The 25410-nt window shown below is 63.4% G+C and carries 48 protein-coding genes and 5 tRNA genes; 16 read left to right on the top strand and 37 right to left on the bottom strand.

All coding sequences use genetic code 11. The features are described 5' to 3' along the window. Positions 1 to 165 precede the first annotated feature (165 nt). From miv_RS31445 to miv_RS31265, 37 genes are all read right to left on the bottom strand, one after another. Positions 166 to 462, bottom strand: coding sequence for a hypothetical protein (locus miv_RS31445; RefSeq protein WP_207183988.1), 297 nt, complete (start codon positions 460 to 462; stop codon positions 166 to 168). Then, complete coding sequence (locus miv_RS31440) at positions 459 to 923, bottom strand: hypothetical protein (RefSeq protein ID WP_207183987.1); 465 nt, start codon at positions 921 to 923, stop codon at positions 459 to 461. The genes miv_RS31445 and miv_RS31440 overlap by 4 nt, the downstream gene beginning before the upstream one ends. Further along, the gene (locus tag miv_RS31435) at positions 923 to 1273 is read right to left on the bottom strand and encodes a hypothetical protein (protein WP_207183986.1); all 351 of its coding nucleotides are present in this window, start codon (positions 1271 to 1273) and stop codon (positions 923 to 925) included. The genes miv_RS31440 and miv_RS31435 overlap by 1 nt, the downstream gene beginning before the upstream one ends. A gap of 20 nt (positions 1274 to 1293) precedes the next feature. Next, positions 1294 to 1641: a hypothetical protein gene (locus tag miv_RS31430; protein ID WP_207183985.1), complete on the bottom strand. Its 348-nt coding sequence runs from the start codon at positions 1639 to 1641 to the stop codon at positions 1294 to 1296. Beyond that, entirely contained in the window at positions 1638 to 1919 is a 282-nt protein-coding gene (locus miv_RS31425) for a hypothetical protein (RefSeq protein ID WP_207183984.1), read from the bottom strand. Before miv_RS31425 ends, miv_RS31430 begins: the two co-directional genes overlap by 4 nt. 9 nt (positions 1920 to 1928) lie before the next feature. Further along, on the bottom strand, positions 1929 to 2291 hold the full coding sequence (locus miv_RS31420) for a hypothetical protein (RefSeq protein ID WP_207183983.1): 363 nt from the start codon (positions 2289 to 2291) through the stop codon (positions 1929 to 1931). A gap of 59 nt (positions 2292 to 2350) precedes the next feature. Continuing rightward, positions 2351 to 2791 carry a hypothetical protein gene (locus miv_RS31415; RefSeq protein WP_207183982.1) on the bottom strand — a complete coding sequence of 147 codons (441 nt, stop codon included), beginning with the start codon at positions 2789 to 2791 and terminating at the stop codon, positions 2351 to 2353. A 185-nt stretch (positions 2792 to 2976) separates the two neighbouring features. Then, the gene (locus miv_RS31410) at positions 2977 to 3249 is read right to left on the bottom strand and encodes a hypothetical protein (RefSeq protein ID WP_207183981.1); all 273 of its coding nucleotides are present in this window, start codon (positions 3247 to 3249) and stop codon (positions 2977 to 2979) included. 131 nt (positions 3250 to 3380) lie between these two features. Further along, positions 3381 to 3698, bottom strand: coding sequence for a hypothetical protein (locus miv_RS31405; RefSeq protein ID WP_207183980.1), 318 nt, complete (start codon positions 3696 to 3698; stop codon positions 3381 to 3383). 1 nt (position 3699) lies between these two features. Further along, the gene (locus tag miv_RS31400; RefSeq protein WP_207183979.1) at positions 3700 to 3942 is read right to left on the bottom strand and encodes a hypothetical protein; all 243 of its coding nucleotides are present in this window, start codon (positions 3940 to 3942) and stop codon (positions 3700 to 3702) included. Between the two features lie 9 nt (positions 3943 to 3951). Continuing rightward, positions 3952 to 4173: a hypothetical protein gene (locus tag miv_RS31395; protein WP_207183978.1), complete on the bottom strand. Its 222-nt coding sequence runs from the start codon at positions 4171 to 4173 to the stop codon at positions 3952 to 3954. 2 nt (positions 4174 to 4175) lie between these two features. Further along, positions 4176 to 4685, bottom strand: a complete 510-nt coding sequence (locus miv_RS31390) for a DUF5983 family protein (protein WP_207183977.1) — start codon at positions 4683 to 4685, stop codon at positions 4176 to 4178. Between the two features lie 2 nt (positions 4686 to 4687). Next, positions 4688 to 5566 (bottom strand): hypothetical protein, encoded by an 879-nt coding sequence (locus tag miv_RS31385; RefSeq protein ID WP_207183976.1) that lies wholly within the window; start codon positions 5564 to 5566, stop codon positions 4688 to 4690. Positions 5567 to 6030: 464 nt separating this feature from the next. After that, positions 6031 to 7674: a hypothetical protein gene (locus miv_RS31380; RefSeq protein ID WP_207183975.1), complete on the bottom strand. Its 1644-nt coding sequence runs from the start codon at positions 7672 to 7674 to the stop codon at positions 6031 to 6033. 28 nt (positions 7675 to 7702) lie between these two features. Then, the gene (locus miv_RS31375; protein WP_207183974.1) at positions 7703 to 7840 is read right to left on the bottom strand and encodes a hypothetical protein; all 138 of its coding nucleotides are present in this window, start codon (positions 7838 to 7840) and stop codon (positions 7703 to 7705) included. Continuing rightward, the gene (locus tag miv_RS31370; protein WP_207183973.1) at positions 7840 to 8055 is read right to left on the bottom strand and encodes a hypothetical protein; all 216 of its coding nucleotides are present in this window, start codon (positions 8053 to 8055) and stop codon (positions 7840 to 7842) included. The genes miv_RS31375 and miv_RS31370 overlap by 1 nt, the downstream gene beginning before the upstream one ends. A gap of 8 nt (positions 8056 to 8063) precedes the next feature. Further along, entirely contained in the window at positions 8064 to 8342 is a 279-nt protein-coding gene (locus tag miv_RS31365) for a hypothetical protein (protein WP_207183972.1), read from the bottom strand. Further along, the gene (locus miv_RS31360) at positions 8339 to 8884 is read right to left on the bottom strand and encodes a metallophosphoesterase (RefSeq protein ID WP_207183971.1); all 546 of its coding nucleotides are present in this window, start codon (positions 8882 to 8884) and stop codon (positions 8339 to 8341) included. Before miv_RS31360 ends, miv_RS31365 begins: the two co-directional genes overlap by 4 nt. Further along, positions 8881 to 9375 (bottom strand): HNH endonuclease, encoded by a 495-nt coding sequence (locus miv_RS31355; RefSeq protein WP_207183970.1) that lies wholly within the window; start codon positions 9373 to 9375, stop codon positions 8881 to 8883. The genes miv_RS31360 and miv_RS31355 overlap by 4 nt, the downstream gene beginning before the upstream one ends. A 288-nt stretch (positions 9376 to 9663) precedes the next feature. After that, positions 9664 to 10377 (bottom strand): hypothetical protein, encoded by a 714-nt coding sequence (locus miv_RS31350; protein ID WP_207183969.1) that lies wholly within the window; start codon positions 10375 to 10377, stop codon positions 9664 to 9666. Between the two features lie 95 nt (positions 10378 to 10472). Further along, complete coding sequence (locus miv_RS31345; RefSeq protein WP_207183968.1) at positions 10473 to 10661, bottom strand: hypothetical protein; 189 nt, start codon at positions 10659 to 10661, stop codon at positions 10473 to 10475. A 12-nt stretch (positions 10662 to 10673) separates the two neighbouring features. Then, positions 10674 to 11048, bottom strand: a complete 375-nt coding sequence (locus miv_RS31340; RefSeq protein ID WP_207183967.1) for a hypothetical protein — start codon at positions 11046 to 11048, stop codon at positions 10674 to 10676. Positions 11049 to 11391: 343 nt separating this feature from the next. Continuing rightward, entirely contained in the window at positions 11392 to 11799 is a 408-nt protein-coding gene (locus miv_RS31335; RefSeq protein WP_207183966.1) for a hypothetical protein, read from the bottom strand. Positions 11800 to 11824: 25 nt separating this feature from the next. Beyond that, positions 11825 to 11965, bottom strand: a tRNA-OTHER gene (locus tag miv_RS31330). A 1-nt stretch (position 11966) separates the two neighbouring features. Then, positions 11967 to 12050, bottom strand: a tRNA-OTHER gene (locus miv_RS31325). Between the two features lie 351 nt (positions 12051 to 12401). Next, positions 12402 to 12587 (bottom strand): hypothetical protein, encoded by a 186-nt coding sequence (locus miv_RS31320; protein WP_207183965.1) that lies wholly within the window; start codon positions 12585 to 12587, stop codon positions 12402 to 12404. A 107-nt stretch (positions 12588 to 12694) separates the two neighbouring features. After that, a complete protein-coding gene (locus tag miv_RS31315; protein ID WP_207183964.1) occupies positions 12695 to 12838 on the bottom strand; it encodes a hypothetical protein in 144 nt (47 codons plus the stop codon). Between the two features lie 79 nt (positions 12839 to 12917). Beyond that, positions 12918 to 13235: a hypothetical protein gene (locus miv_RS31310; RefSeq protein WP_207183963.1), complete on the bottom strand. Its 318-nt coding sequence runs from the start codon at positions 13233 to 13235 to the stop codon at positions 12918 to 12920. 4 nt (positions 13236 to 13239) lie between these two features. Then, a complete protein-coding gene (locus miv_RS31305; protein ID WP_207183962.1) occupies positions 13240 to 13608 on the bottom strand; it encodes a hypothetical protein in 369 nt (122 codons plus the stop codon). A gap of 3 nt (positions 13609 to 13611) precedes the next feature. After that, positions 13612 to 13806: a hypothetical protein gene (locus tag miv_RS31300; protein WP_207183961.1), complete on the bottom strand. Its 195-nt coding sequence runs from the start codon at positions 13804 to 13806 to the stop codon at positions 13612 to 13614. Positions 13807 to 14060: 254 nt separating this feature from the next. Continuing rightward, a complete protein-coding gene (locus miv_RS31295) occupies positions 14061 to 14234 on the bottom strand; it encodes a hypothetical protein (protein WP_207183960.1) in 174 nt (57 codons plus the stop codon). A gap of 44 nt (positions 14235 to 14278) precedes the next feature. Then, positions 14279 to 14437, bottom strand: coding sequence for a hypothetical protein (locus tag miv_RS31290; RefSeq protein ID WP_207183959.1), 159 nt, complete (start codon positions 14435 to 14437; stop codon positions 14279 to 14281). 640 nt (positions 14438 to 15077) lie between these two features. Continuing rightward, complete coding sequence (locus miv_RS31285; RefSeq protein WP_207183958.1) at positions 15078 to 15218, bottom strand: hypothetical protein; 141 nt, start codon at positions 15216 to 15218, stop codon at positions 15078 to 15080. 67 nt (positions 15219 to 15285) lie between these two features. Next, on the bottom strand, positions 15286 to 15489 hold the full coding sequence (locus miv_RS31280; protein ID WP_207183957.1) for a hypothetical protein: 204 nt from the start codon (positions 15487 to 15489) through the stop codon (positions 15286 to 15288). 10 nt (positions 15490 to 15499) lie between these two features. Next, on the bottom strand, positions 15500 to 15805 hold the full coding sequence (locus miv_RS31275; protein WP_207183956.1) for a hypothetical protein: 306 nt from the start codon (positions 15803 to 15805) through the stop codon (positions 15500 to 15502). A 96-nt stretch (positions 15806 to 15901) separates the two neighbouring features. Continuing rightward, the gene (locus miv_RS31270) at positions 15902 to 16084 is read right to left on the bottom strand and encodes a hypothetical protein (RefSeq protein WP_207183955.1); all 183 of its coding nucleotides are present in this window, start codon (positions 16082 to 16084) and stop codon (positions 15902 to 15904) included. A 415-nt stretch (positions 16085 to 16499) separates the two neighbouring features. Beyond that, the gene (locus tag miv_RS31265) at positions 16500 to 17486 is read right to left on the bottom strand and encodes a hypothetical protein (RefSeq protein ID WP_207183954.1); all 987 of its coding nucleotides are present in this window, start codon (positions 17484 to 17486) and stop codon (positions 16500 to 16502) included. 1377 nt (positions 17487 to 18863) lie between these two features. On the opposite strand from miv_RS31265, the gene miv_RS31260 reads away from it, so the two are divergent. The 16 genes from miv_RS31260 to miv_RS31185 all read left to right on the top strand — a co-directional run bounded on the left by miv_RS31260 (position 18864) and on the right by miv_RS31185 (position 25351). Further along, entirely contained in the window at positions 18864 to 19076 is a 213-nt protein-coding gene (locus miv_RS31260; protein WP_207183953.1) for a hypothetical protein, read from the top strand. Between the two features lie 169 nt (positions 19077 to 19245). Further along, positions 19246 to 19322: transfer RNA gene (locus miv_RS31255), tRNA-Met, on the top strand. 6 nt (positions 19323 to 19328) lie between these two features. Continuing rightward, positions 19329 to 19413: transfer RNA gene (locus miv_RS31250), tRNA-Tyr, on the top strand. Between the two features lie 47 nt (positions 19414 to 19460). Then, positions 19461 to 19730 carry a hypothetical protein gene (locus tag miv_RS31245; RefSeq protein ID WP_207183952.1) on the top strand — a complete coding sequence of 90 codons (270 nt, stop codon included), beginning with the start codon at positions 19461 to 19463 and terminating at the stop codon, positions 19728 to 19730. Next, positions 19727 to 20032 (top strand): hypothetical protein, encoded by a 306-nt coding sequence (locus tag miv_RS31240; RefSeq protein ID WP_207183951.1) that lies wholly within the window; start codon positions 19727 to 19729, stop codon positions 20030 to 20032. The genes miv_RS31245 and miv_RS31240 overlap by 4 nt, the downstream gene beginning before the upstream one ends. Then, entirely contained in the window at positions 20029 to 20319 is a 291-nt protein-coding gene (locus tag miv_RS31235) for a hypothetical protein (RefSeq protein WP_207183950.1), read from the top strand. Before miv_RS31240 ends, miv_RS31235 begins: the two co-directional genes overlap by 4 nt. Before the next feature lie 65 nt (positions 20320 to 20384). After that, positions 20385 to 21443: a hypothetical protein gene (locus miv_RS31230; protein ID WP_207183949.1), complete on the top strand. Its 1059-nt coding sequence runs from the start codon at positions 20385 to 20387 to the stop codon at positions 21441 to 21443. Between the two features lie 131 nt (positions 21444 to 21574). Further along, entirely contained in the window at positions 21575 to 21829 is a 255-nt protein-coding gene (locus miv_RS31225) for a hypothetical protein (RefSeq protein WP_207183948.1), read from the top strand. Then, on the top strand, positions 21826 to 23022 hold the full coding sequence (locus miv_RS31220; protein ID WP_207183947.1) for a hypothetical protein: 1197 nt from the start codon (positions 21826 to 21828) through the stop codon (positions 23020 to 23022). The genes miv_RS31225 and miv_RS31220 overlap by 4 nt, the downstream gene beginning before the upstream one ends. A gap of 139 nt (positions 23023 to 23161) precedes the next feature. Next, positions 23162 to 23238, top strand: a tRNA-Trp gene (locus tag miv_RS31215). Between the two features lie 18 nt (positions 23239 to 23256). Next, positions 23257 to 23484 (top strand): hypothetical protein, encoded by a 228-nt coding sequence (locus miv_RS31210; RefSeq protein ID WP_207183946.1) that lies wholly within the window; start codon positions 23257 to 23259, stop codon positions 23482 to 23484. Between the two features lie 35 nt (positions 23485 to 23519). Beyond that, on the top strand, positions 23520 to 23735 hold the full coding sequence (locus miv_RS31205; protein WP_207183945.1) for a Thoeris anti-defense Tad2 family protein: 216 nt from the start codon (positions 23520 to 23522) through the stop codon (positions 23733 to 23735). Beyond that, entirely contained in the window at positions 23735 to 23968 is a 234-nt protein-coding gene (locus tag miv_RS31200; protein ID WP_207183944.1) for a hypothetical protein, read from the top strand. The genes miv_RS31205 and miv_RS31200 overlap by 1 nt, the downstream gene beginning before the upstream one ends. After that, entirely contained in the window at positions 23965 to 24192 is a 228-nt protein-coding gene (locus miv_RS31195; protein ID WP_207183943.1) for a hypothetical protein, read from the top strand. The genes miv_RS31200 and miv_RS31195 overlap by 4 nt, the downstream gene beginning before the upstream one ends. Before the next feature lie 3 nt (positions 24193 to 24195). After that, positions 24196 to 24516 carry a hypothetical protein gene (locus miv_RS31190; RefSeq protein WP_207183942.1) on the top strand — a complete coding sequence of 107 codons (321 nt, stop codon included), beginning with the start codon at positions 24196 to 24198 and terminating at the stop codon, positions 24514 to 24516. A 220-nt stretch (positions 24517 to 24736) separates the two neighbouring features. Next, positions 24737 to 25351 carry a PhoH family protein gene (locus tag miv_RS31185; protein ID WP_244749136.1) on the top strand — a complete coding sequence of 205 codons (615 nt, stop codon included), beginning with the start codon at positions 24737 to 24739 and terminating at the stop codon, positions 25349 to 25351. The last annotated feature ends 59 nt before the right edge of the window (positions 25352 to 25410 follow it).

Here is a 25410-nt window from a genome sequence, read left to right as displayed (position 1 = left end):
ATGCCGTTACCAAATCAGAGGGAAGGCGAGCTGGAGCGCGAAGCCCCACTTGCCTTCCTCGTCCCGGGTAACTCGAACCGAGAAGAAGACCATCCTCTCAACTCCCTGGCCGCACCAGGCCGCCTGCGGCCTTAGCGGGTCATCCCTGGTCAGCGGGCGACGCGATCAGGTAGGACGGACGGAGCTGCCTTTGCAAGCCTCTTTCCGCCGCATCCAGACGTAGTACAGTCTATCGCTGTATTCGTCGCACTTCAGGGCGTAGTGGTGGTCGGTGAACGCGACCGCAACCGGGCCGCTCTCGTCGGCCCGGAAGAACTCTCCGGTGTAGTCGATCCACTGACCGTGGAGCGGTCCATCGTAGACCTGGAACTTGCCGCGAGGCGCGTACGACATCGCCTGCTGCTCGAGGGGAGGGGGCCCGGGTGGCTTCCGGGCCAGGAGTCGATCGAGAAAACCCATCATCCAAGCCCCATCATCGCGAGCATCTTGCGCTGCTTGACCTCCTCCTCGCTCGGGACGTACGGCGTCATCGCCTCGAGCTCGGGCCGGTGGCTGGCGACCAGGAAGGTCGGGTCCTGCTCGGCCATGACCGCGGGCGAGAGCGGGTTGTTGACGTCGGTCCACCAGCGGAACGGCTGGAAGAACGCGGCATCGTTGCCGGCCATCACCCACAGGCCGCCCTCCTTGCGGGTGGCGTCCTCCATCCAGTAGACCATGACCACGGCGCCGATCGGCTTGAGGCTCTTATAGGTGACAGACCTGGAGCCGATGACCTCCCTGGGGCTGCCACCCATCCTGACCCTTCGGCCGTAGATCGGGTACTCGACCGTCTTGTCCTCGCGCCGCCAGCCCCAGCCGGAGGTGACGAGGATCAGCCGGTTTTTCGGTGCCGGCTCCACCTCGACGCTGCGCCAATCCAGCATCACGGCCTCACGAGCAGGCCGGGCAGGGTCTCGCCAGACGCGCCGAACTGCTTCCAGAGGTCATCGCAGGCCTCCTTGCGGTTGGCGCGATAGGTCATGATCAGCAGGTTGCCCTGCATCTCGCGCCGTTGCACCTTGACCAGCTGCTCGGGGTCGACACCGAGCTTGTCGAGGATCGCCCGGATCACCTGGGTGTCCGGGTTCATGTCTGCGCAGTCGGTCTTCACGAAGGCCGACATGGCGATGAGCCGGGTGGCGATGTCCTCCTTGTCGAACTCGACGTCCTTGGCGATTGCCGAGCTCGCGAACAGGGCGAGGGCGGTGCCGGCGATGATGGCGATGCGCTTCACGGTAGGTCTCCTTTGTGTCGTTACGGGTTCAGGCGAACTTCCAGGGCGGCATCGAGCGCCGCGTTGAGCGCTCCGATCTGGTCGTTAGCGTCGATGTCGCAAAGATGCGCAGAGCGGGCCTTGTCAGCAGCAAGGCGCATCTCGGGCGTGGCTCCAGCACGAAGTCGTGAAACCTCGGCAGTGGAATCCGCCAGGGCGGCTGCAGTTTCACGAAGCACGATCAGCAAGTTGATAGAGATCGCCTTGTAGCGGTCCGCAGCTGCCGCATTCTCGGACGCCTGACGAACCAGAGGCTCCCGCTCGGCGAGCAAGCGTGAGTTCTCTGCTTGGAGCCGAATGATCTCGGCATTCTGGATGAAGCTGGTCATGGCAGGCGCCTCTGATCGCCCTCGAGGACGACCTCCACGTTCTGGTCGTCGTCGAGGCGTATGTCGGCCGGACGCATCTTCCGGTCGTTGAGGGCGATGGCCATGCTCTCGTAACACTGGCCCGAGAGCGAGATCATGCCGTCGGCGAGCGAGACCAGGATCAGGTTGTGCTTGGCCTCGCTCGTCCCGTCGTAGCCGATCATCCAAGTCTCGCTGCCGCTGCTCGCGCGCAGGCGGCGGCCGACCCTGATGTCGCAAGGCTCCCAGATGTACTTCATGGCGAGGCCTCAATTCGGGAAGCGCGGCACGATGGGAAGCTCGCGCATCCCCTGGCAGGCCGACCGGCCCTCGCAGACGGCGAGCGCCACCTTCAGCTCGTCGCGCTCCTGCACGATCTCGTTGAAGACGCGCATCATCGTGGTCGCCTTCTCGACCAGGAGCCGGGCCGACTCGTTCAGCCGGGCGTTCTCTGCCTCGAGCTCGGCGACGCGGGCGGCGAGGTTCGGGCCGACGGCGCGGTCGGCGTGCGCCTCGGCCTCGGCCCGGCTCATCTCGGGATGAGAGAGCATCATCTGGCCGATCACCCAGGAACGCGCCTGCGCATGGCGCTCGGCCGGCGACATAACGTGCTGCGCGGCCTTCTTGAGCATGGCATCGAGGTCAGTGTTCACCTTGGGAAGGTGAAGGAGCAGTATATCAGACATTATTTTCAAGCCTCCCGCTCTTTGCATAGCGCAATCTCGCCGACCACGATGACGACTGGTCCGACGAGCACGTCGCTCATCCAGACCTCGCCGTCGGGGGCGGCCTTGACCATTCCATTTCCGACGAGAGCGTAGGCCCACAGCTGGGTCGCCAGCATGTTGGCCTCGCGCCGATTCATCTTGCCTTCCTCGTCGCAGTAGGCCGAGCACGGGATCGAGGCTTGTCCATCGAACAGGGCCAGCACATCGCGAGGCAGGGCCGCGACCAGATCGGCCGACGCGAACAGGCGGCCGAACCCGGGCAGAGCCTGGACATAGCCGCCGACCATCTGTTGCAACCTGTCGAGGCCAAGGCTGCCATCCGCGGGCAGGGCTTCGATCGTGACGCCACCGCTCTCGGCGATGACGATGACGTAGCCGCCGGGGGCGGCGCCTTGATTCGACACGGTTTCCTCCTGGCAAATGTCAAGCCAGGGCCGATTCTCATAAGTAATATTATGGAACGGACCCTAGGCAGTCTTTGTCGCACACCCATCCCCAGCAGCATCAAGCACTTAGGCTTGACGCGGGCGCGACGGATGCGGCTGAGACCCCGCGGATGGGGTCAAACTTCCTTTTTACCGGACGATTCTCAGCCCTTGGCGGCGGCAATCGCGCGGCGCCTGGCGCGCAGCCGGCCGCGGCGGCGCATGGCGTCGAAGATGTTGCGTTGGAGCGTGACCTCGGCCTCCTCGACGAGCTTCAGCTGCGCGAGAAGCTCGAGCCGGCGATCCTTCAGGGCGAGACGCGCCTCGGCCGCCTGGGCGACGCTGCCGAACACGACCGCCGTTCTGACCAGCAGCCAGGTCGGCAGCTGGTTCATCGGCACCCTGTGGAAGGACCGGGGCATACGCACGCGCTTCATGGCCTAACCCCTTGTTAACCATGGATCGAAACGGCGTAAGGCAAGCTAACTCGCCTTTCGCTTGATTCAGCCGGATGGGTCGGACGAGGCCTTCCTGACCCTTGATAACCCCCTCTTGTCGATAGAGGGCCTCAGTCCTCGAACAGGGCCTCGACCTCGTCCGGATTGCGCAGCAGCACCTCGAACGGGCCTGACCAGTCCTTGACCCATTGCGGAGCGGCAGCTGCGTAGCGCAGGTCGTCGCGCAGCTGGTGCTCGCGGTCGAGGTTCATCGCGTTCTTGCGCCCCATCGCCCTGAGCTCGGGCGCCACGTCGAACTCGGTCTCGCCCTCGGGATCGACCTCGACGGCGTAATCGTTGACCCAGGCTTGGGGCACGAAATACGCGGTGATGTGCAGCTCGCGCTTTGGAGGGCGCGGCCCGTTCTGGTCACCTGGATGGATGCCCATGTCAGCGAACCCTCTTGTCGTTCCGGGACATGCGACCCTGGAAATCCTCGTGATGGCGGTCGAGGCTGCGCTGGAAGCTCTCGCGGTTCGCGCTGATCTCGGCCGCCCGTATCGTGGCGTAGGCTTGGATGGAGGCCTGCGCCTGGGTCGAAGTCATCCCGGCATCCAGGAACTTGCGCATGGCGAGCGCGAGCTCATCGACGACATCGGGATAGTACGTCGCTGAGTGGTGCGGTTCGATCATGGCATCCTCCTACCACTCGAAGTAGACGTCGCCGCTCAGGATGATGTCGGGCACGTCGATGTTCTTAAACCCGCGCTCGACCAGGTCCTCGTAGATGGTCGAGCAGAACGCATCCTCGGTGTAGATCCGAAGGTACGCCCCGTTACCCTGCCGGCGTTCGCGCACCGCGCGCTCGATGCGCTCGTCGAGATCGTTCGCCTGCGCCTGGCGGGCATTCTCGGCTGTGAACATGGTCACCACTCGTAGGTTGTCAGGACATCGATAGTGTCGGCATCCCGGTCGAGCATGATCCAAGTACATCCGTTGTTTTCGGCGAGTCGGCGGATGGCCATGAGATCAGGCGTCCAATTTGCGCGTTCTGCTTGGTCCATCTCATTCCAAGGAATGATCGGGATGAACCAGCCATACTCACCCTTGTTGAAACAGATCGGTCCTTTGCTGGAGAGGACTTTATCGAGACGAAGACTGGTTCGCCTCTCGACGTGAGAGGTTCTCAGCACCAGCATCTTGGGCGTCTCGAGCACCGGCTGCTCGACGCTCGGCACCGACGGGGCGAGCACCGCCATGCCGCCCTGCCCTTCGCTGTTACCGATTCGGTAGGCGCCCGACACCTCGAACTCGGTCTTGTCGCCGGTGCTCCACTCGAGGGTGTAGGTCAGGTGGCCCTCGAAGCTGTCGTCGGCCTCGATCGCCCTGCGGATCTTGTCGATCGTGGCGAGAAGCTGCTCCTTGCTCTGGTTCATGACTACTCCTCCTCGTCCTCGCCCATGTCGCGGCGGCGCTCGACCCACTTGTCCGTCAGGAAGGACAGGCACATCTGGTGGAACGGGATGTGCCGCTCGGGCGGGGTGTGCTGCTCGCCGATGGTCTGCACCGGCAGGTAGCTGCGGCGCAGGTATTGCATCACGATCTGAAGCCGCATCATCCGCGGGTACTCGGCGAGGAATAGCGCTGGGTCGTGATTGGCCAGATTTTCGCCGCCGTATAGATTATCGCTCTCACCAAGACGCATCGCCTCGCACAGCTTATACCCGCTCATCGCCCTACATAAGTGGAAAAACTCCTTCGCTTCCTCGACAGTCCGTTTTTTCTTACCGCCTAGCTCCATCAGCCGCGCCTCGTTGGGCTTGCTTTCCTCGAGCGCCTTGGTGAGGCGCGTCCGGATGCGATCCGATCCGGTGACCTTGATGGTCTTCCAGTCGTTATCGCGGTCGTACTCCTTGGTGACGAACTCCTCGGTGAGGAAGTCGAACACGCGCCGGTGCATGAAGGTGCGGGCGAGGATGCCCTGCCCGCGATAGCTGAGAGCGATCGGGAGGCCGTCGGTCTCGCGCGAGACGAGCTGCTCGAGGCTGAGCGGATTGGCCTTGTCCTTGGCCTCCGGGTCGATCATCCGGCCGATGAGCAGGCGGGTCCACTCGACGGCCGGCGTCTCCTCGACCTCCATGATCTCGCCGTAGTCGCTGTAGCGGCCGAAGATCGGTAGCCCGATCGGGCCCCAGTTCTCGCCCGGATAGATGAGGCCGACGTCCCGCCAGGAGATCGCACCGTCACGCGGCTTCTGCGCGCCGATCATGACCTGGACGATCGGATCGTTGTAGCCAATCGGCATGTTCGAGACCATGCAGGTCGCATCAAAACAGCCCATGATAACCTCCAGATTTGAACCCTCAGCGGCTGCCCACCCGCGAGGATGGGCAGCACAAAAGGTTCACGGTGTGCTGCTACGCCAAATGCTCTAAGGGCTGCGACAGTCGTTCCGGTACTGAACCCTTCGGGTTAGGCAGGTTCCCGGTCAGACCCTCTGTTCCTCTCGTACTGCGAGGGCAAAACTGTCGCTCGATACTCAGCCTTGTCGCGTACTATAGCGTGCGGAGGAACCTCACCCGTCGCCGGGCTGGGAAGGCCGCGTGCCATTATGTACCGGTGTACCTTTCACGTCCCTGTGGTTCTACGCCCGACCACACCCTATTCGTCGTCGGGACACTTGGTTTCAGCTGGCCTTGCCTACTCCCCTCCACTCGCAACTCCTTAGACGATGGCTGCTTCTAGGCCAACGTTCCGTGTCTCTTCAGTCATGAAGACCGCTTACTCCCAGCGGTCGACGTGGTAGGTCGCCTGACCGAGCTCGGTAGTCACGCGCAGGCGGTGCCGGTCCTCGCGACCGCCGATCAGCAGGCCGTTGGCCGTGCCCTGGGCGGCGCCGCTCGGATGACGGGTCGCGTTGTAGGCCTCGATGGTCGAGCGCACCGGATGGAGCTCGGAGCGCAGCATCTCGGGAAAGAGGTTGAGATGCGCGTTGCCGGTGTTGTGCGCGCCCTCGAGCACGAACATCGCCCGCATCTGGAAGGTCTCGTCCTTCATCCCGTTCCAGACGGCCGGCGCCCGAAGGACACCCGGCACGTTCACCCACGCGCCGGCTCGCAGCGCCCACCGATCGGGAGAGGAACCGCCGGCATACAGGAACCACGAGAACGGGTTCCTGCGGTCCTCGCGGTCCCAGCGCAGGATCGGCGGCGCCTCCGGATCGGAAGCCGTCAGCAGGCCGTAGAAGTGCATCTTCGGCTCGATCAGGACCTCGATCTTGATGGCGTTCGGCAGGACGGTCTCGTTGAACCGGCGCCAGGTGATGTTGGTGAGCGGCAGCTCGATGCCGACCGAGCGAGCGACGCTGCGCCGGACGACGTCGCCGAACAGCCCGGCGTCACCCGGCGCGTCCCGGCCTCGCGACATCGGCTGGAGCCAGAAGAACTCCTCACGGGGCAGCTCCTCGAACCGGGCATAGCGCCGCTCGAGCGAGGGCGCGAGGCCCATCTCGGCGAACAGCTTCTCGGCCGCCGCCACGTTGCCGGCGGTCGGCGCCGCTTGCGGCCGTTGGTAGGCGAGCGGATGCACCTTGGCGTTCCAGCGGCTGCGCACGGACTCGAACGACATGCCGGAGGCCAGGTCCTCGAGCAGCGTGCCGATCATGCCCGAGCGCGGGGTACAGAAGCCGACCGGCGCCGAGGCCACGGCCCGCCAGACCAGGTTGTTGGCCCGGGACCCGCGGCTGGACCCGCGTGCCGCGTGCAGGTCGAGCAGGAACTGCGTCGGCGCGATGAACTTCTCCGACCGCTTCACCGCATCGGCGGTGAGGATGGTCATGGCCTGGCCGAGCAGCTCGCGGTCGAAGTCGGCGAGGCCGTGCTGGAGCGTGCCGAAGTCCTGGCGCTTCTGCGCCATCACCTGGTGGGCGGCGTTGTTGTAGGTGTTGCGGTGGACCATCGCCGCCGGCACTCGCACGGCGAAGTGGGTGAATCCGCCAGCCTCGGGTATGCCCCAGGTTCGCACGTCGTTGACGAACACGCCGTCGACGGGCGCCGCATCGACGATCGCATGCATTTCGCGGATCGCCGGCAGATAGATCGCCGGAACGTCGGTGTTGCTCCAGAATGCCGAGTGCTGGTCGCCGGCCTCCCCGATCGCCACCAGGCCGCCGAAGCGGCGCACGAAGCCCTTGCAGCAGTTGCAGGTATGGTACTGGCGCTGCTCGGCCGGCACGCCGTTCAGGAAGGCCTGCCAGAGGGCGTCCTCGGGGATGCGGGTCGTGAACAGCTTCTGGCCGTAGGTGTTGAGGACCCGGTCGAGACGCGCCTGGATCGCACGGACCAGCTCGTCGAACTGGTCGTCATGGGTGTGATCCTTCTGCAGCGTGCCGCTGTTGTGGCCGAGCGAAACGGTGGCGCGAGGCATGGTGCTCTCTCCTTGGTGAAGCTGGTGATCAGACGATCAGGCCGACGATGAAGATGCCGGCCAGGATGAGGGCGCAGCCGCCAGGCTCGAGGCCTGCCTTCGCGGCGGCCGTGACGGCGATGGCGGCAATGAGACCGAAGGTCCCGCCGATGAAGAAGTCGAGCATCAGGCGGCCTGCGCATCCTTGAGCACAGGCGGTACGCCGAGGCGCTCGAGCATCGCGGTGGCGCGCAGCATCTTGGCCTCGTGGTCGGCGCGCTGGTCGGACCACATCTGGCCGCCAAAGCGCGTAAACAGGCTCGCCTGCGAGCGGGACACGTCGATGAGTACCGCCACGACCTCGGAGAGATCGGGCGGGATAGATATCTCTCTGGTCGACATAGCGCACCTCAGATGTGGCGGTAGGAATTCCACACGGCGGCGACGCCGTTGCGGTAGTCGACCAGGGTCATCTGATCGATGTCCTTGAGCTCGGGCGGCGGATCGACCCACTCCTCGACCAGGTCGAGGGGGTCGTTGCTGACGCGCAGCGGGAACAACTTGCCGTCTTCGTGCCAGGCCTTGGCGTTGCCTGCCGCGACGAATAAGTCGATGAACCCGTCGAAGCGCATCGGGCCGATCTTCTTGCCTTCGCGATTGCGATAGAACTTGCCCTCTTCGACCTTCATGCGGCTTTCTCCCTGTTGAGCAGTCCGAGCTTGTCGAGGCGCTGGCGGATCTGCGTGAAGGTGACCGGCCGGAAGTCCCAGGCATCGACGCCGACATCGAGCGAGCGGTGGATCGGCGGCATCCGGTTGTGGCAGTGGCCGAAGAAGTGGAAGGACCCGTGATACGAGGCGTTCCAACTTCGCATCGGGTAGTGGTCGAGCACAATGCGCTCGCCCTCGAGCCTGATCTCGAGACGCTCCTGAATGGAGCGGAAGCCGTAGGCCGCGCACCCGGCCAGGTTGCGCACGAAATCCGGGTCGTGATTGCCCAGGATCAGGTGCTTATCGCCGTTGAGGCTGTCGATCAGCTTCAAGAACTCGGCCGGGGTCTGGTCCCAGCCGACATCGCCCAGGTGATAGACGACGTCACGCGGTCCCACCGTCTCGTTCCAGCGCGCGACCATGACGCGGTGCATCTCCTCGACGGAGGAGAAGGGCCGGTCGCAGCTGCTGATGATGTTCTTGTGGCCGTCGTGCGTGTCGGAAGTAAAAAACACAGTCATCTGTCCCTCGCAAACTCTCCGTAGAGCGACTTCGATGCATTTGAGTATGCAAGAGACGCTTCTTCTGCCGTGTTGTATTGACCTAGATATATGGACTTACCGTTCAATCTAATGTTTGAAATCCATTTTTTCCTTGACTTGCTCCACCAGACACCCTTTAGACCACTTTTACTGTGAGATCTTGCTCGGGTGTTTGCTTGTTGTTGAGCAGCGGTTGCAAGTCTAAGGTTTGATATACGATTGTTGCTCTTAACTAAGTCGCGATGGTCTATCTCGAACGGAGGCGGAGGCAACTCGCCGTGGACATAGGCCCACGCAAGGATATGCTCCATCCACTCCCTTCCGTCGAACTGGATGACGCGGTAACCATCTTTGGTCACTCTTCCAGCTTGCTGTCCTGGCATCATGGGACCGCGCTTCACCAAATAAGTGAAGATACCGGTGTCTGGATTGTAATTAAGTACAGACTTGAGCTTGACGATGTCGAGCATAGTATAACTCTAATGATTTGACCTCTTGGTGCCAGGAGGGAGGAGGCATCCCCGCTGCAGGCTCTCACCTGCCCTGGCTTATCTCCTCGCCGGGTCTTTGCCCTCCGGCCCGGCTGAGGACCTGCATCAGAAGGCCCAGAGGCCTGTCGCTGTCAGAAAGCCCAGCATGTAGGCCATCAGCAGCAGGAAAGTCCCGAAGCGGACCCGGGAGCGCCGGATCCAATCCCAGATCATTCGCATTCGTGCAAACCTCTAGGGAGGTGCGCCCCACGGGGCGCACCTCGTTGATCACTCGGCGGCGATGCCCGAGACCTGGGCGTCGTTCGCCGCCTCGGTCGGCGCCTGGGCCGGCGCCGCGACCGGGTTGCGCGGGCCGTTGGGCCGGTTCATCCCGTTGATCGTCACCGACTCGTCCGCCGTCAGGTAGCGGACAAATCTGAAGTGCTTATCGAAGTTGCGGGCCGAGCTCCAGAGCATCGGCTCGCCCTCGGACGGCAGCGTCATGGCGTACTCGCGGTCGACGACGACGAACGCCACCTTCTGGGTGCCGCGCGCCGAGACCTTGGAGCGGTCCTTGCGCTCGACGAGCATCGGCAAGAAAAAGTCCACCTGGCTCGGCCGGCTCACCAGGTGCTCGGGCGTGCGCGGCGTGCGGTTCATGCCCGAGAAGGTCACGAACTGGTCGGCCTCGAGGTAGCGCACGAAGTCGTACTTGCGCAGGAAGTCGCGCGCCGAGAGGTAGGTGATGGAATCGCCCTCGCGCGCCGGCATCAGGGCGAAGAAGTCCGCCCGCTTGTTGCGGTCGACCGAGACGAAGCAGACCTTCTCGACGCCCTGGTTGCGGCCGGAGTTGCGGCGCGCCAGGAACAGGTAGGCGAAGGGGATCTGGTCCATCGAGAACGACGACGCGGCCTGGTTGGCGGCGAGGCGGGTCGAGCCGCGGGCGACCGAGGGGGCGACGAGGGTGACGGCGCCGCGGGCGAGGGTGTTGGTCGAGGGCATGTTGATCACCGTTTTTCGAGTAAAGACTGCACTCCAGGCAGCCCCGGGCCAATCTGGCACGGCTGATGCTCACCCGTAGATGAGCATGGGTCGTGTCAGCCAACCACAAGAGTGTTACGCCGCAAGACTTCTTCGGCGTACAGCATGGCTTTGGCGAGAATGACTTCGCGCAGGACCCAATCAGCTTTGCCGATCTGGAACCGGACGAGATAACCGTCGCCGGTGGGGTCGGGTTGGACAGTGGCGGTGTTCTCGCCGCAGGTCAACACCTTTTTTGCTTTCATGCCAAACCCTCCTCAAATGGCGGTGGCCGCAGGGCCCCAGTGCTTCTGCCAGCTGCGCGGCGGCGGCATCCCGTAGACCCGCGGCTGCTGGATCTTGCCCTGGAGCCAGAGGTCCTGGGCGAGGCTCTTGCCGATCGAGGGCGCACGCCGCCAGTAGGTGCGCGCGTACTCGTTGATCACCGCCTGCCACTCCTCGGGGGAGCGCGCCATGGTGCCGGTGATGATGTGCTCGATGCGCTCGATGCCGACCATCCCGTCGAGCATGTCGCGGACGCAGAACGACAGGCTGTAGCCGATCAGCTGACCCTTCGGGATCTCCTCGAGGGTGAAGCGCTGCGAGCGCTCGTCGTGGTGGGCCCGCTCCCAGGGCTGGATGATGTCATTCATGCCAATTTCTCGTCGGTTGCAAGAACGGACGGCGACCAGAGGATGTGGACCGGCTACCTCATGATCGACGCGGAGCCCCTCGCTGGCATCACGCGCTGTTTCCGACAGCCGCAGGGTGGGTGATCACCACCTGGCCCACGCCGGATCTTGATGACCGGAGGCTCAACCCCCGGCCGATCCCTATTACCTATATCCACGATCCCTGCGAGGCTTCCGATGGCTGACCGGCCAGGGAGGTGGCTTTGACCGAGAGACCAACCTCATCCCTGGCTGGGAAAGGCTTAGCCACGATCTCAAAGGTGAGTGCTCAATCTCGCTATCTGCGGCGTTCGCGTCGAAACGCTCACGGAGCGATGTCTGGAGCGTTTTCAAAAGTCAAGCGGTTTTTGGCATTTGTGCCAAAGATGCGCGCGATTGTCGCGGCTTTCGAGGCCCGGAAGCGCTCCAGACGCCGCACCCGGCGCAGGGCGATCATCGCGTAGATGGTGTCGTGCAGGCAGCGCACGCTGACCGCGGCCCGCCCGAGATGGGTGGCGCGTCGCTTGCGCAGGGCCTCGAGCACCAGGCGGCGGCGCATACGGGCGTATTCAACGTCGTCGATCATCGCGTCCCTCGCCTGTCGTTCGTGGAAGCCGCGGAGGCGGCGGAGAAAGTCGACGCGCACCGGATCGGTCTCGACCCGGATGGCGCGCGTGATGTCGTCAAACCGCAGAAGATGGTAGCGGCGCACGCACTTCGCGTTCCGTTGCATGGTCCTGATCCGGTGGTAGAAAAGGTGGCGCTCTCACGAGGACTCGAACCTCGGTTTCCGGTTGCTTCCACTTGCCCGATGGCCACAACTGCAGCGACGTAGGCTACAGGGGAGGTAACAACGAGGTATGTGGACCGGTGTCCTGACCCGACTAGACGACGAGAGCTTGGCGCTTCTTGGAGGACTCGAACCTCCGTTTCCGGCTGGCTCCCCGAGCTTGCCGGCGTCCTTGACCGCTAGACGAAAGAAGCATTGCGACAACAGACACCCAGACCATGGGTATCACATGCAGGTCGGTCTGATGTCGCTACCCCTTGCGGGGATCTCGTTGGTACTGGCCTTTGCACGAATGCACAAGAGCCAATTTCAGGTCCGAGGGTGTTCCTCGGCGACGCACTGGTCGAGCGTCCACTCCTCGCCTGCGTCGCAGACGTAGATCGGCTTGCCGTCTTTGGTCCGCCCGGTCTGGGTGTCCCAGTCGACCTCGCTCTCGCCCGTGTAGATCGGCTCGCCGGTGCTGGCGAAGCCCTGGATGTTTGCGGTGGCCAGGAGAACGTCGGCGGTGCCGATGATCAGATGGCCGCTGGGTGCTCAATACTGCCTCACTGGGACAGCTCCTCGATGACTTGCCGCGCCTGGTCGGCGTAGCACTTCACTACCTTGATGATGCGGCTCAGTTGCCGCCGCTGCTCGGTTTGTTCGAGCATCGCGAGACTGGCGCTGCGGGTAGTGGTAGCCCAGCGCCAGGGTTCCGTGTCGCGCATGCGATACATCAGGACGTACGCCATCGCGGCCGATCCTCCTGGTCGGTTGCAAGATTTGGGAATGGAAGCTCGAAAGCGCTCCGTGCTCCACCCTCAGATCTGAAGGTGGAGGTCGCAGGGCTCTCTTGGGCTTACAGGAACTTGATGATCATCCAGATCCCCAGCGGCGGGAAAGCGATGCACAGGGCCAGGAAGCCGAGAGCCATCGCACCGATGCCGATGATGATGCTGCCGATCGCCTTGGCGAGGTCGGGGTCGGTCTGGGGCTGGCTCATCGTGGTCAATCCAAGGTGGTAGCAGGGCCTTACAGATGCCACTGCCCTCCCGGACCCACAAGCCGCCACAGCCGAGGTTTCAGTGATCGAAGGCGTTGGCGGTGGATGTCCTCTCGCTCACGTTGCAGGTGGCCGCCGGCAGGATCGGCATGTCGAGCTCGATCTGCTCACAGACCCGGCCGAGGTCGCGCACCATCGAGGCGCAGCGGTCCATGGCGTCGGTCAGGCTGGTGCAGCCCTCGGACGTGGACAGCTCGACCATGATGTACTCGAAGAAGCCGTCGCCGCACTCCTTCAGGGCGCGCTCGAGCGCGTCACCGGTGAGGTTGAGCATGTAGCCGAACTCGTCCGGGTTGTAGGCCATGATCGCGGCTTTCTGGTAGCGGTTGAGCTGCATGGGATCACTCCTCGATCATCGGAGGTTGCGTCATCGGGAAGAAGTGGGTGGGGTCAGGACCAGGGGTCCAGATTCCGGTGATCAGCCAGTGCGGGACGTAGTTACCGACGTGAGGGGTTCCCCACCGTGCCGGCACGATCTTCTCAGGCACGCCTCTGGTGGACCATCCGCGTCTAGGACCGGGAGGCGGTGGCACCGGCGGATAGTAGGCCCAGATCCAGGTTCCATCCTTCGGCGCCTGCTCGATCGGCAGGAGCTTGGAGGTGTCGACCTTCAACATGCGCTTTCCGTGCTCCCGGCAGATCGGATCGACGTGGAATTCGCGGCCCGAGAAGAAGCATCGGCCGCAACCGGCAAGGACAGTCTGGCGCATGGCTCAGTCCTCGACCTTGTAGGTGTCCTCGGGCGGGCCGCAGGCCTCGTCCCACTCGTTGTTCTCGTCGAGATCCTTGATGCGCTGCATGAGCGCCGCCCGCAGCATCGCCGGGGTGATGTCCTTGCCCTTCCGGTCGTTCGACACGACGCTGAAGGCGAGCAGCATCTGGTGATTGTAGGCTGGCTTTTCGCTCATCGAAAAAACCCTCCATAAATGAGAAATAAACGGTTTGTGAGCCGTCGGAAAATCCTCGAGCGCATCGGCTAAGGGGATTTTCGGACGCCTCAGGGGTTTTGCAGAGATTTGGAGAAAACCCCTGGACCCCGGCCTGATAGGCTGCGTTGGCATGGATGCCAAGCAGTGTTTTGCAGGCATGAAAAAGGGGTGGCGCCACCGTTGCAAGGAGGCATCACCCCGGGTTCGCGGCCGATCCCATTGGTGGGAAATGGCTACGTCACGAATAGCTCCTGAACGTCGACCCAGACGTTGTCTTCCCAGTCCGGACCGTTCTCGTCTTTGATCCGGTCGGCGCAGTCGTTGGCATCCTTGGCCTCCTTGAACAGGTGGATGACAGGATGCGCCTCCTGTCCTGGGACGACCTCGATGACGGCGTGAACTTTCATGGTGTTCCCCTCTGTGAAAAGGCGGCCGATCCCCTTGGAAGGGATCACCCAACCGTAGAGCGATACGCCTTCGCGATGGTCCCGATCCAGAGCCCGAAGTGCTCAGGCCAGAACCAGGCGTAGGAGAAGATCAGGAACACCACGCCCTCGATGAGCGACAGGGTGCCCACCGTGACGTAGGGCTCGCGCGGCTTGTCAGACATGGGAACCTCGTTTTCCAAAAAGGCGGCCGATCCCCTTGGAAGGCATCAACACCCCATAGGGAAAGAAACCATAGAAGGGGAAGACACCCAACCGCTTGGGATCGTCAGCTTGGTCACCAACGTCCCTCGATCAGGCACAAGAGAGGGCAGCGCCACCCCGAAGGTGCGCCACCCCATCATCACCATCACGAAGCCATAAGGTCGGCGCGCTCTCGCGTCGTCTCCGACAAAAGCGAATTTACATTTCCAGGCCCCGGAAGGCACCTCGGAGGTACCTTGGAGGCCCCTATCAGGCCCGTTTTGGGGCGAAATTCAACCGCTGATTACGTGATGGGGGCCAGGATGGCGCTTTTCGCGGTGTTTATACAACCCAGGCACAACCGGAAGCCCCTGAAATGGGCCTCAACGGGGGTGGATTAGGCCATTCGGTCTAGTCCGAACGGATTAAGCCTTAGCGCCCTGCCGACGCCTGACAGAGCTATTTGGCTTCGCGAATGGGGAGCTTGCAACCGGGATGCACGAGAGGCGTCCTCCGCACCCGTTCCCCATCCCTAGCCGCCCGGTCAGGCCGGGAGGTGGAGCACGATGTAGCACGCCAGGCCCCATCCGGACAGGTAGAGGCCCCAGAGAGCGGCGACCATCAGTGCGTGCTCTTGATGACGGCATCGGCGAGCATGAGCAAGCCATAGACGAAGGCGAACCAGAGGAGGAGGATGCAGGCAGCGCAGGCCAGCTTCTCGCCCGCGGGCATCTCGCGTTCGATGATGTCGTGGTGGTTCATGGTGATCCCCTTGTGCGGAGTCTAAGCGCTCCGGTGCGCGCCCTCGAAAGGGCGCGGTCCGCAAAGCTCAGGACTTCATGGGGGCGAGGCGTTCTTCCAGGTCGTCGAGGTAGTGCAGCGCCTGGCGCCCGCTCGGGTCCAGCGCCACCGCCTCGTTGAAGCGGTTGCCGATCTCCACCGTGTCGGTGGGTGTCAGCGTCGGGCCGTACTTGAACTGGATGCCGCGGAGGCGACGGCGCACTTCGGGCATGTGGTCGGGTTGCTCGCTCATGGCGGCTCCTTCAGTCGTGCTTCTGGCGCAGGTGACGCGGGAGGGCGCAGTCGGGCGCCTCCGCATCGATCAGGCGGGTGATGCGCTTGAGGCGTCGGATGGCGACGTCCTTGGCATCGATCTCGAGCGCGGCGAGCGCGTCATCGGCCGCGCCATGCACGAGGCGGATAAGGTCGCGCATCCGCTGCTCTTTGGCGTCGTGATCGCGCCACCACTGCCGGTACTCATCCAGGATGCGTTGATCCTCGGGTGACAGCTTCACCTCCTCATCGGCGGTGAAGTTGCGACCGGTCAGGTGGGCGGGAAGTTGATGCATCCGGCCGATCCTCTTTGACTGGCTGGTTCTCGTGCTCCAGGCACGGCTGGAGGCCCCGGAGAAGTGATCCCAGGGCCTCGGGTCGTGTCTGCCGGATCACCAACCCTTGACGGTCGGGATCTCGGAGGTGCGCCGCGTCCATGGCTTCCACGGCTTGCGGATGGTGCTGATCCGGCTCATCGCGGCCGGGGCATAGATGCTCTTGGGCTCGGGCACCTTGCGGACCCCGATCTTGTCGTGATGGTGCGCGTCCCGCTGGTCTTCGCGGGCCGCTTCCATGAACTCGCGGATCTCCACAACCTCCGGGCTCGGAGGCGGTGGCGGTGGCGCCACCCAGGGGGAGCACCACGGCTCCACCGTTTTCTCGACCACGTTCCGGCACCGGCGGGGGAGGAAAGCCTCCACCCTGCGGAATGCCATTTGCTCGCAGTCCGCAACGGCGTAGTAGGGGCCGATTAGCGCCGTTCCCCCGTCCGCTGTCCGGTAGGTGATCTGGACAACCCAGAAGCTTTGCAACTTGGTGCCTCCCGTTCGGTGGGTCCAACCGAAAACCCGTGATTGAGACGCGACAAGGCCCCTCGGGAAGTGATCCCAAGGGGCTAGGTAGGTTTGGCTTTCGTGCAAATCCGCAAGCATGGTAGCGTCAAGAGGATGGGCGCCGGGAGGCTCGAAAGCCTCCCGCATGTCCAGTGTGTTAGCCTTCGGTGCCGGTGCGGGCCGGGGCCGCATCGTCCGACTCCGTGTCCAGCGCGGGCACGTCCCAATCGCCGGACACCTCGTCCGCGTCCCGGGCCGTCGCCGCCAACTCGCCGCAACGTTGCTGGAGCATGGTCGTCAGCTTCAACAGTTCGTCCAAGGTGAGGGCCGCCGCGCTCTTGAAAAGCGAGTCGACCTTATCGCTCTTGGGCTTTGCCGGGGGGCGACCGGCGCGGCGGGCGGCCTCGACTTCTGCGAACGTGGCGCCGTAGGTATCGGCGACGTAGGCCCGCACCATGTCGATTTGCTCGCGACCGAAGGCGATGGGCGCATCATTCCCGGCCGGCACGAACGAACGCCGCACGAAGTCGGGATCGTTCATGAAGATATGGCCGAGCATGAAATCACTCGTCTCCTTCGCGGCCCGGAAAGCATTCGTGCGAGCCTTCTGGATCGCACCGATATACTTGCCGGACGTGTCCTTAGCCGGGTTGATGTTCTTGGAAACCGGCTTGCCTTCGTGGAACCACGAAGCATCCGCCACCAAGAGCGCCGCCGACTTGCGGGCCGCCTTTTGCTCCTTCGTGCCGTTCGGCATGGTGGCGATTTCCGCCACGCCGGCTTCGGTGCCGATATAGACCACGATGCCGGCATGAACCGCCTTCGCCTCCAAGGTGTATTGCACCTGCGAGGCGATTTCGGACACCTTGCCGGGAACCTTGCGCGGGTCCTTGTTGGGCTGGAAGTTGTCGCCGCGCTTCATGGCACGGGCGAGACCTTCCAGCTTCATTGCGAGGACCGAAGCGGAGAAGTTCCACGACAGCTTATCGACGCCCTTCGCCGCCTTGACCGCATCGCCAAGGGCGATTTCGGACACGTTGTCATCGACCGGGCGCGGCCCGCGGGCCGGCTTGTCGGCCGGAACCGGGAGGGCAGCAACCGACGACTCGAGGGCGACGGCGTTCTGAGCGAGAATGTTGGTCATTTGGATCACCATTTTGCGAGGTTGCAAATCGGTGCGCTTTCTGCGGGGCGCACCCCGTAACGGCCCGTAAGCCGCTAGGGGGAGCGCCCATCCTCTTGACGCTACCGGTTGGAACCGTTCGGAGGGTCCAACCGAAAACCCGTGATTTGCGCACAGCTCTCCCCTTGGTTCCTACCCCCTGCTTACGCAGCGGTAGAAATACGGGTTCCCTGCAACCGTGCCTCGCGGCACTATGTCGGGACTGCGCACCCACACGGGGCTTGCGGATTTCACGATGAGAAAGAGCATGGGCCTAGGGCCTATGGCCTAGAGCCCGGGAGAGGCCGGGGGGGCCCCGTGGGGCGCCCGATCAACTTCCATGTGCTTTCAATGCCTGAGTCTGAGCCCGGTTCCAACAAAATTTTCTGGCGTTTGGCATTCATGCAAGGGGTTTCGGGGCTAACTCATTGATATGATTGAGAAAAAAAGTTTTGCACAAATCGCAAACTCGCATCGCATCGCTTAGCAGCCCCGTACACGGGCCGCGCACCCTCTCGGCTAGGGTAGGCTAGGAGAGGGCGAGAAACGCCGTCACGGGCGAACGTCGCGCATCCTAGGGCACATCTAGCGCGGGACTGCCCCACGCGCGGGCGCCGCACGTTCTGTCATCCCCTCGCGCCCTCGCTCGCTCGACCTTGCTCGCCCCGCTCGACCCGCTCGCACACGCCATAGCCGGAGCGGATCGAACCGGGCCGGCTCAACCCGCGTCGGCTCGACCCGAAAATCCGGGCCGAAAATCCGGCCGCCACCGGCCCCCCGGTTTTTTTGTGGGTGACCCAGGGGCACCACGACTAACCTCCCTACTAATGTGACCCCCATTCTTCCCGATATACCATCGCCCCCTCCCCCGGTCCTGATCGCATCAAGAAGGCGTCGGCCTCTTTCAGATCGCGGATGTTGCGAACCGTCGGAAATTCCCGGGTTTCAATCCCATGGCCGGCCAGGGGTTAAGATTGACCGTCCCCCTTGCATGGATGCCACACCAGTGTTACATGGATCTCGTGCTCTCGAAGGCATGCGGATGCGCCAGGGCGGTTCCGAACTCCAGACGGAACCGCCCGACCCATCCCGAGACCCGCAAATCCGATCCCAGCCCGGACTTGCATTCCTGCCAAAGGCGACGTAGACCAGGCCCGCTGCACCACAGCATCTAACCTTTCCTCTGTATGGCATTCGAGAAGGTCGGCTCTTGTTGGAAGAGCCGGCCTTTTCGCCGTTGTCGATTGTCTTTCGCTTTGCACGAATGCCAAACTTCCTTGACATTCGGACTGGATTGAGGCATAAGAACTGTAGAGCGGCAGAATCTGCGCTGCCCACAACTCCAACCAGGCTTGATTAATGGACCCCGTTCTCGCTGTTTCCCTTCCGCTGTCGCAGTGGAACCAGATCGCCAATGCGATCCCGGAGCTGCCGATGAAGATCGCGCAGCCGCTGATCAATGCGGTCGGCTCCCAGATCCAGGGTCAGCTCGACGAGGCGCGCGAGAAGGCCCAGGCCGAGATGCAGGCCAAGATCGACAGCGGCGAGGCGACGTTCACGCCGGCCGCGTAACCGAGGTCGCCCGAGGGTTTCCGGGAGCAACGGGGTGGTCAGCGCCCTTCCCATAGCCTTCGGCCCGCCACCCCCTGCCGTCTGACCGGGTGCAGGGTGGTGCGCAAGTGCGGGGGCCTGTACGGCGCAGGTAACCAGGGTGGATTGAAGGCCACCAGCCGAACCTTTCACCGGGGTAGCTCAGCCAGGTAGAGCGTAGGGCTCATATCCCTCTTGCCGCAGGTTCAAATCCTGCCCCCGGTACCAAGTTTCGAGAAGGATGGGCGGGCGGACGCCCACAAGACTGTAAATCTTGCGCCTCTGTGCATGGGGAGTTCGAGCCTCCCCCTTCTCACCACCTCCAGCGCGGACCCCTCGATGATCACCGTCGCTCCGAAACCTCTGATGCCCGGCGAGTTCACGCTGCGCTGGCTCGAGCACGAGAAGAAGCGGTTCCCCGCGCAGGGCGCGACCCGGGCCGAGTTCGAGCGCGCAATCGAGGACGTCAAGGGCCTCATGGACGTGCTCCATTCGCTCCGCGAGGCGATTGCGGAGGTCCAGGAGGAGAACGAGCAGCTCAAGTGGAACATCGATGTGTTGGAGTTGGAGGACAGCCGCAAGGCGGAGCCCGACATCAACCAGGCCTGGGCCGGGATCGGACGGGCGCTCGCATGAGCCTCCAGATGACCCCGATGCTCGCTCAACAGGGCGGGCGCTACTACCACATCGCGGAGCACGAGGGCCGCCGGCTCACGCTGTCGAAGGCCTCGCTCGGCGAGTTCGTGTTCGAGATCCTGAGCCGTGGCGGGGAGATCATGCAGCTCTGGCCCTTCGCCCCGAAGTGGAAGCGTTCGCCGGTCTATCCGGTCGTAGCGATGACGCCGAAGATGCGTGACGAGTTCGTCGAGGCCACCGGCTTCCTGCTCGTCGATCCGCCCAGGCTCTCCATCGACCTCCGAGGCAACCCCCGCCAATGACCAGTGATTACCTCGAGAAGGCCCAGCGCCACGAGGCGCGTGCCGCCAGGTTCCGCGCCATCGGTAACGAACGTCTGGCCAAGGAGCGCGAGGCCAAGGCCAAGCGCCTGCGCGCCAAGGACGAGCAGGAGCGCCGCAACGAGCAGCGACTGACCGCCCTCGAGCGCGCCGTCATCAACCTGATGATGCAGCGCATCGTGGATGACCTTCTTGGTCCGGTGCTTAGCGACAAGATCGAAGAGAATCAATCAAGGACCGACCCATTCACGGGGTGTCCTCGATCATAGATTTACGGCTCATCGGGGCCGTGACATGGATCGGGCCGAGTGAGCCCGATAACCCGAAGGAAATCATGAAGATCTTAAAATACCTAGTCGTCGCGATGCTTGCGATGGCCTCTCCCGCGCTCGCGCAGAAGACGGACCTGATGCAGCCTCTCACTCCCACCGTGACGATCTACTCGACGCCGGAGGGTACCACCCACCCGCTCGGCATCTCCGGCCCGGCCGGGGTCACCCCGCTCTGGAACATCGCGCAGTGGGGCACGTACCTCGACCTGCAACCCGCGGTGAATTCGGGCGTCCCCTGGACGATCGCCAACGACTATGCCCGGATGAAGTTCGAGGCGACGGATTCGCAGGACGCCCAGTTCAGCAACGTCTACGAGCTGGCTCAGTCGAACCAGACTTGCGAGCACGAGCGCGACCTGTTCCTGCAACCGAACGGATTGGACAGCCCCAACCCTGGCTTCCAGAAATCGGCGCACATCTCCGAACTCGGCTCCCTCTACGGCTCCGTGATCCTGCGGCCGCAGTATTTCCAGACCAGCTCGGATTGTGCGTACCAGTATGCGCAGTACGTCTACTCGATCGTGCTGCAGACCGACAACCACCCGGGTCACCCGGAGCTGGAGCAGACCTGGTTTTACCAGATCAATATCGGCCGCGATGCCTACTTTCCGACCCAGACGTACAACGGCTGGTGCCCGGGATACGATGACGTCAACAACCCTCTGTTCTGCTCGGACGACGACGTTCGCAATATGAACACGGGCTTCTTCGTGTTCGGCAACGCTGGTGGCAAGGTCGACTTCGACATGCTGCCGCGCATCAAGGAACTCATCAAGTCCAACCACCAGAAGGTCGGTGCGGGCGCGGGCGTCACGCTCGACCCCGATCCGAGCCACTGGCGCGTGCTCGGCGCCTACATCGGCGCGATCGGGCAGGGAAAGACGGTGATGACCGTCCGCGTCTCGGATCCGAAGTTCGTGCAGTACCAGGGCGGCACGTTCCCGGACGGCCAGGGCAAGGCGGTCCAGTTCATCTGCAACGTCTCGGCGCCTCCGAACGACTGGGGCTGGAGCCCGCAGGCGGATGGCTGCTTCCATCGGCAGACCCAGAATCAATACTGATCAGCTGATCTGAAACGCCGAACGCACCATTGTCGAGCGCGTAACCACACGCAACGGCATCGTCGTCGGCTGCATCTGATCGTCGATAGCTGGCCTGCGGGCCAGCTATCTCTCATCCAAAGAGAAGCATCATGTTCAAGTCACTCATCATCGCCTCTATCCTAAACGTCTCGGCTGTCACCGCTTTCGCGCAAGGCGCCCCGGCGATCGATCCGAAGGCGACGGTCACCCTGACCTACGTCGAGCTCACCAGCCTCGTTCAGGCTGAGGTGGCCGGAGCCGAGGCGCGGCGCGCCATGCAGGCAGCCCAGGTCGCCAACACGAAGCTGCAGGAGGCCTTTGCACCGAAGCCGACGGACAAGCCTGCCACCGAGCAGGGCAAGTGAAGCCGATCATGAAGCGGATCGCTCTTGCTGTCCTCGTCGCCGGCATCGCTCTTACGCCGGCGACCGTTCTCGCCCAATCGACCAGCGTCTACTCCAACACCTCTCGTTGGAACATGGCCGGTCCCTACACCTTCGATGTGAATGCCGGCGCCGGAATCAACGTCTACAACACGGCATTCGGCATCGGTGCGCTGGCGGGCAATCCGCAGCAGAACGAGAACACGGCGTTCGGATCGTTCGCCCTCGGCGCCCTGAGGACGAACGGCGGATCGAATGTCGCGGTCGGATCGAACGCGCTCCAGAACCTCGACAGCGGCAACTACAACACTGGCATCGGCTCGAACGCCGGTCGCGCGTATCAGTCGGGCGGCGGCGGAAACGTTGCCATCGGCCACGGGGCGGCAGGGCTGGACGACTTCACGCCGACCTACGCCACGGGACTGGGCAACACGCATGTCGGGTCCTGGAGCGGCCAGGAGATCACCTCAGGCAGCCGGAACTCATGCTATGGCATGAACGCCTGCATGAACCTGACCGTCGGCAGCAACAACACCGCGATCGGCTTCAACGCCATCAGCGGGACAATGAGCGGCACCGCGACTGCGGAAGGCAATCCCGCCGCGGATAATACCGCGGTCGGCTACGAGGCTCTGCGGCAGACGCGATCGAACGGCCAGGTGGCCGTGGGCAACGGCGCTCTCACCGCCAACGTCTACGGCATCATCAACACCGCGGTCGGCTACCTGGCTTTGGCATCGTCGATCAACGGTGTTGCCAACGTCGCGATCGGTCATGCCAGCCAGCTCCACACCAATGGCGGCTCTTACAACGTCTCGGTTGGCCGGGACGCGATGCTCTCGAACGTGGATGGGTCCCAGAACACCGCCATCGGCGACCAGGCCCTGCTCAACGTCAACTACTCCAACGTCACGGCGGTCGGTTTCCAGGCTACCGCGACCGGCAGCAACCAGGCCGTTCTGGGCAACTTCAACGTCGTGAAGACCTACCTTTACGGGGTCATTCAGAACCAGACGAGGTTCGTCTCGAACCTGCCGGCCTGCGACGGCGGCACGACGGGCTCACGGGCTTTCGTGCTCGACGCGACCTCGGACGCGCGCCGATCGGTGGTCTCCGGCGGCGGCAGCCTGGCGATAGCCGTCTCCTGCAACGGCAGCGCCTGGCTTATCGACTAAGGCCATCGGCATCCTGTATGGCAGGTTGACACCTATTAGCAGGAATGCAACAAGTGGACAGAGGTAGTTCTTTCGACCGCCTCTGTCTAGGCCTTAAACGCAAACCACTCCGGCCCGCCATTTCGGTGGGCCTCTTTTTATCCGTATAGCTCAACTGGCCAGAGCACCGGTCTCCAAAACCGGGGGTTGGGGGTTCGAATCCCTCTGCGGATGCCACTTGGCAGATGTTCATCCATGACAACCGAGACAGACGTCTTCGCCTTGAACGATGGCGTCGACCTGCATATCGTGCGCAAGATCATAAATGGCTACCTCGATGAGCTGAATAAACTCGGTACCATCACCGACATCAAGGTCGAGGCCGACCCGAACGACCCGACCATGATCTGGGTCACAATTCCGCAGCCTCCCATGATCCACCTCAAGGTCGTCCTCCCGCCCGGGACTTCGCTCGACCTCTGATTTGCACAAATGCCAAACCGATGGTAGGCAGCGACATGCGCTGCCACCTCGACTTCTCCGAAATCCTCCGCGTGTTGAAGGCCAGCCCCGGGACGCAGGCGCGCCGCGCCGGCTGGGGTAGCGTCATCACCGTCGCCTATCCCGACGAGGAGAAGTTCTCGTTCCTGAAGATGATCCCGGATGAAGGGCGCCCGCGCAACTGGGAGCCCGATCAGGATGATCTCTTCGCCACCGACTGGATGGTGCTCTAATGACTTACGTCCACCATCGCCTGACCGGCCGCCCGCTGTTTCGCGCCATCGCGCCGCTCGCCAAGCGGGTCGTCCACATCGGCACCGCCACCCTCGTCTTTGATGACGGTCGCTGGATCACTTCCCGCTGCATGAGCCGCGAGGAGGAGGTATCCTTCCTAGACTACGTCTCGACGCAGAACATGCTTCACCTCCACCACCGCCACCGCGTAACCGGAAAGCTCCCGTCGTGACCACCGTCGCCATCGACATCCAGAAGATCACCATCGACGGTACGCGCCAGATCGTCGTCACCGACGCCGTGCTCGATACCGAGACCAACCAGTTCGTCCGCGCCGTGCGCTTCCTTGGTGAGCCCTACGACTCGAACGGCCAGCCGACGCTACGCCTCGAGGTCCAGCTGCGCTCCGAGAACCGCTCGGATCTCAACGTGACGGTCCCGTCCTCGACGTTCTGAGCCATGAGCACCATTCAGCGCTTCATCGAGCGTGTCCGGCACCGCCGGCTCCTGCGTGATCTCGAGGCCTGCAACCGCCTGAACCCGTTCAGCCGCACCGCCTACCGCATCGAGATCATCGGCCAGTACGCCATGGAGGATGTCGGGACCCATGCTTTCGACGGTATCCCCGGCGTGCATCACCTGGGTGGACAATTCCCCGATCACCGCGAGGCGGTGTGGGCCCGGATCGATGAGCTGATGGCCATGGCCAAGCGCCACGACCTGCTCTCTGAGGGCGCCGCCAGGGTGCCGCTAAGGTATAAGTCCGAATACGACCGATAGCATCAGTTCCACCGAGTCGACTCCAAGGGTCGACGAGGGGGTCGGGAGGGGGAGTGGCGACCTTCTCTTTGCATAAATGCCAACCCCGATCGCTCATACTCCAGAGGCCGCTGTGAAGAAGCGTCGCCCCACCCGTTTCCAGGACGATCACGACATCTCGACGCGCCGCCCGGTGCGTCAGCGCCACCAAGTCGAGCGCGAGCTGCCGCCGATCCGGCCGATGACCCCGCACCAGTCGGACTATCTCGACGCGCTGCGAGTCGCCGAGCAGATCATCGTGCTCGGCCCCGCAGGCACCGGCAAAACCTACATCGCCGGCACCCACGCGGCCGATCGCCTGCGCAAGCGCGAGATCCGCAAGATCGTCATCACCCGCCCCAACGTGCCCGCCGGCCGCTCGCTCGGCTTCTTCCCGGGCACCCTCGAGGAGAAGATCGCCCCCTGGGTGGTCCCGCTCACCGAGACGATCAAGGAGCGGATGGGTGCGGGCGCCTTCGACGTCGCGGTCAAGGCCGGAGACATCGAGATCGTCCCCTTCGAGGTGATGCGGGGCCGCACCTTCGACAACGCCATCGTCATCCTCGACGAGGCCCAGAACACCACGCCGGCCGAGATCAAGATGTTCCTCACCCGCATCGGGGATGGGACCCAGGTCATCATCAACGGCGACGTGTCCCAGACCGACCTGCGCGAGACCTCCGGCCTTCGCACGGTCATCCACCTCACCAAGTCGAACAGTCTCCCCATCCCGATCATCGAGTTCGAGCTCGACGACATCGTCCGCTCGGGCATCTGCGGGATGTGGGTCCGCGCCTTCGAAGGCGCCGGCATCTAACCCTCCCCAACAACAAGAATAGCACCCCTGGGCACCCGTTCAGGGGTGCGATCTCGAGC

The sequence above is a fragment of the Methylobacterium indicum genome (genome assembly GCF_017347565.1).
In the GTDB taxonomy this organism is placed as follows: domain Bacteria; phylum Pseudomonadota; class Alphaproteobacteria; order Rhizobiales; family Beijerinckiaceae; genus Methylobacterium; species Methylobacterium indicum.
This window is presented reverse-complemented; position numbering and strand designations above follow the sequence as displayed.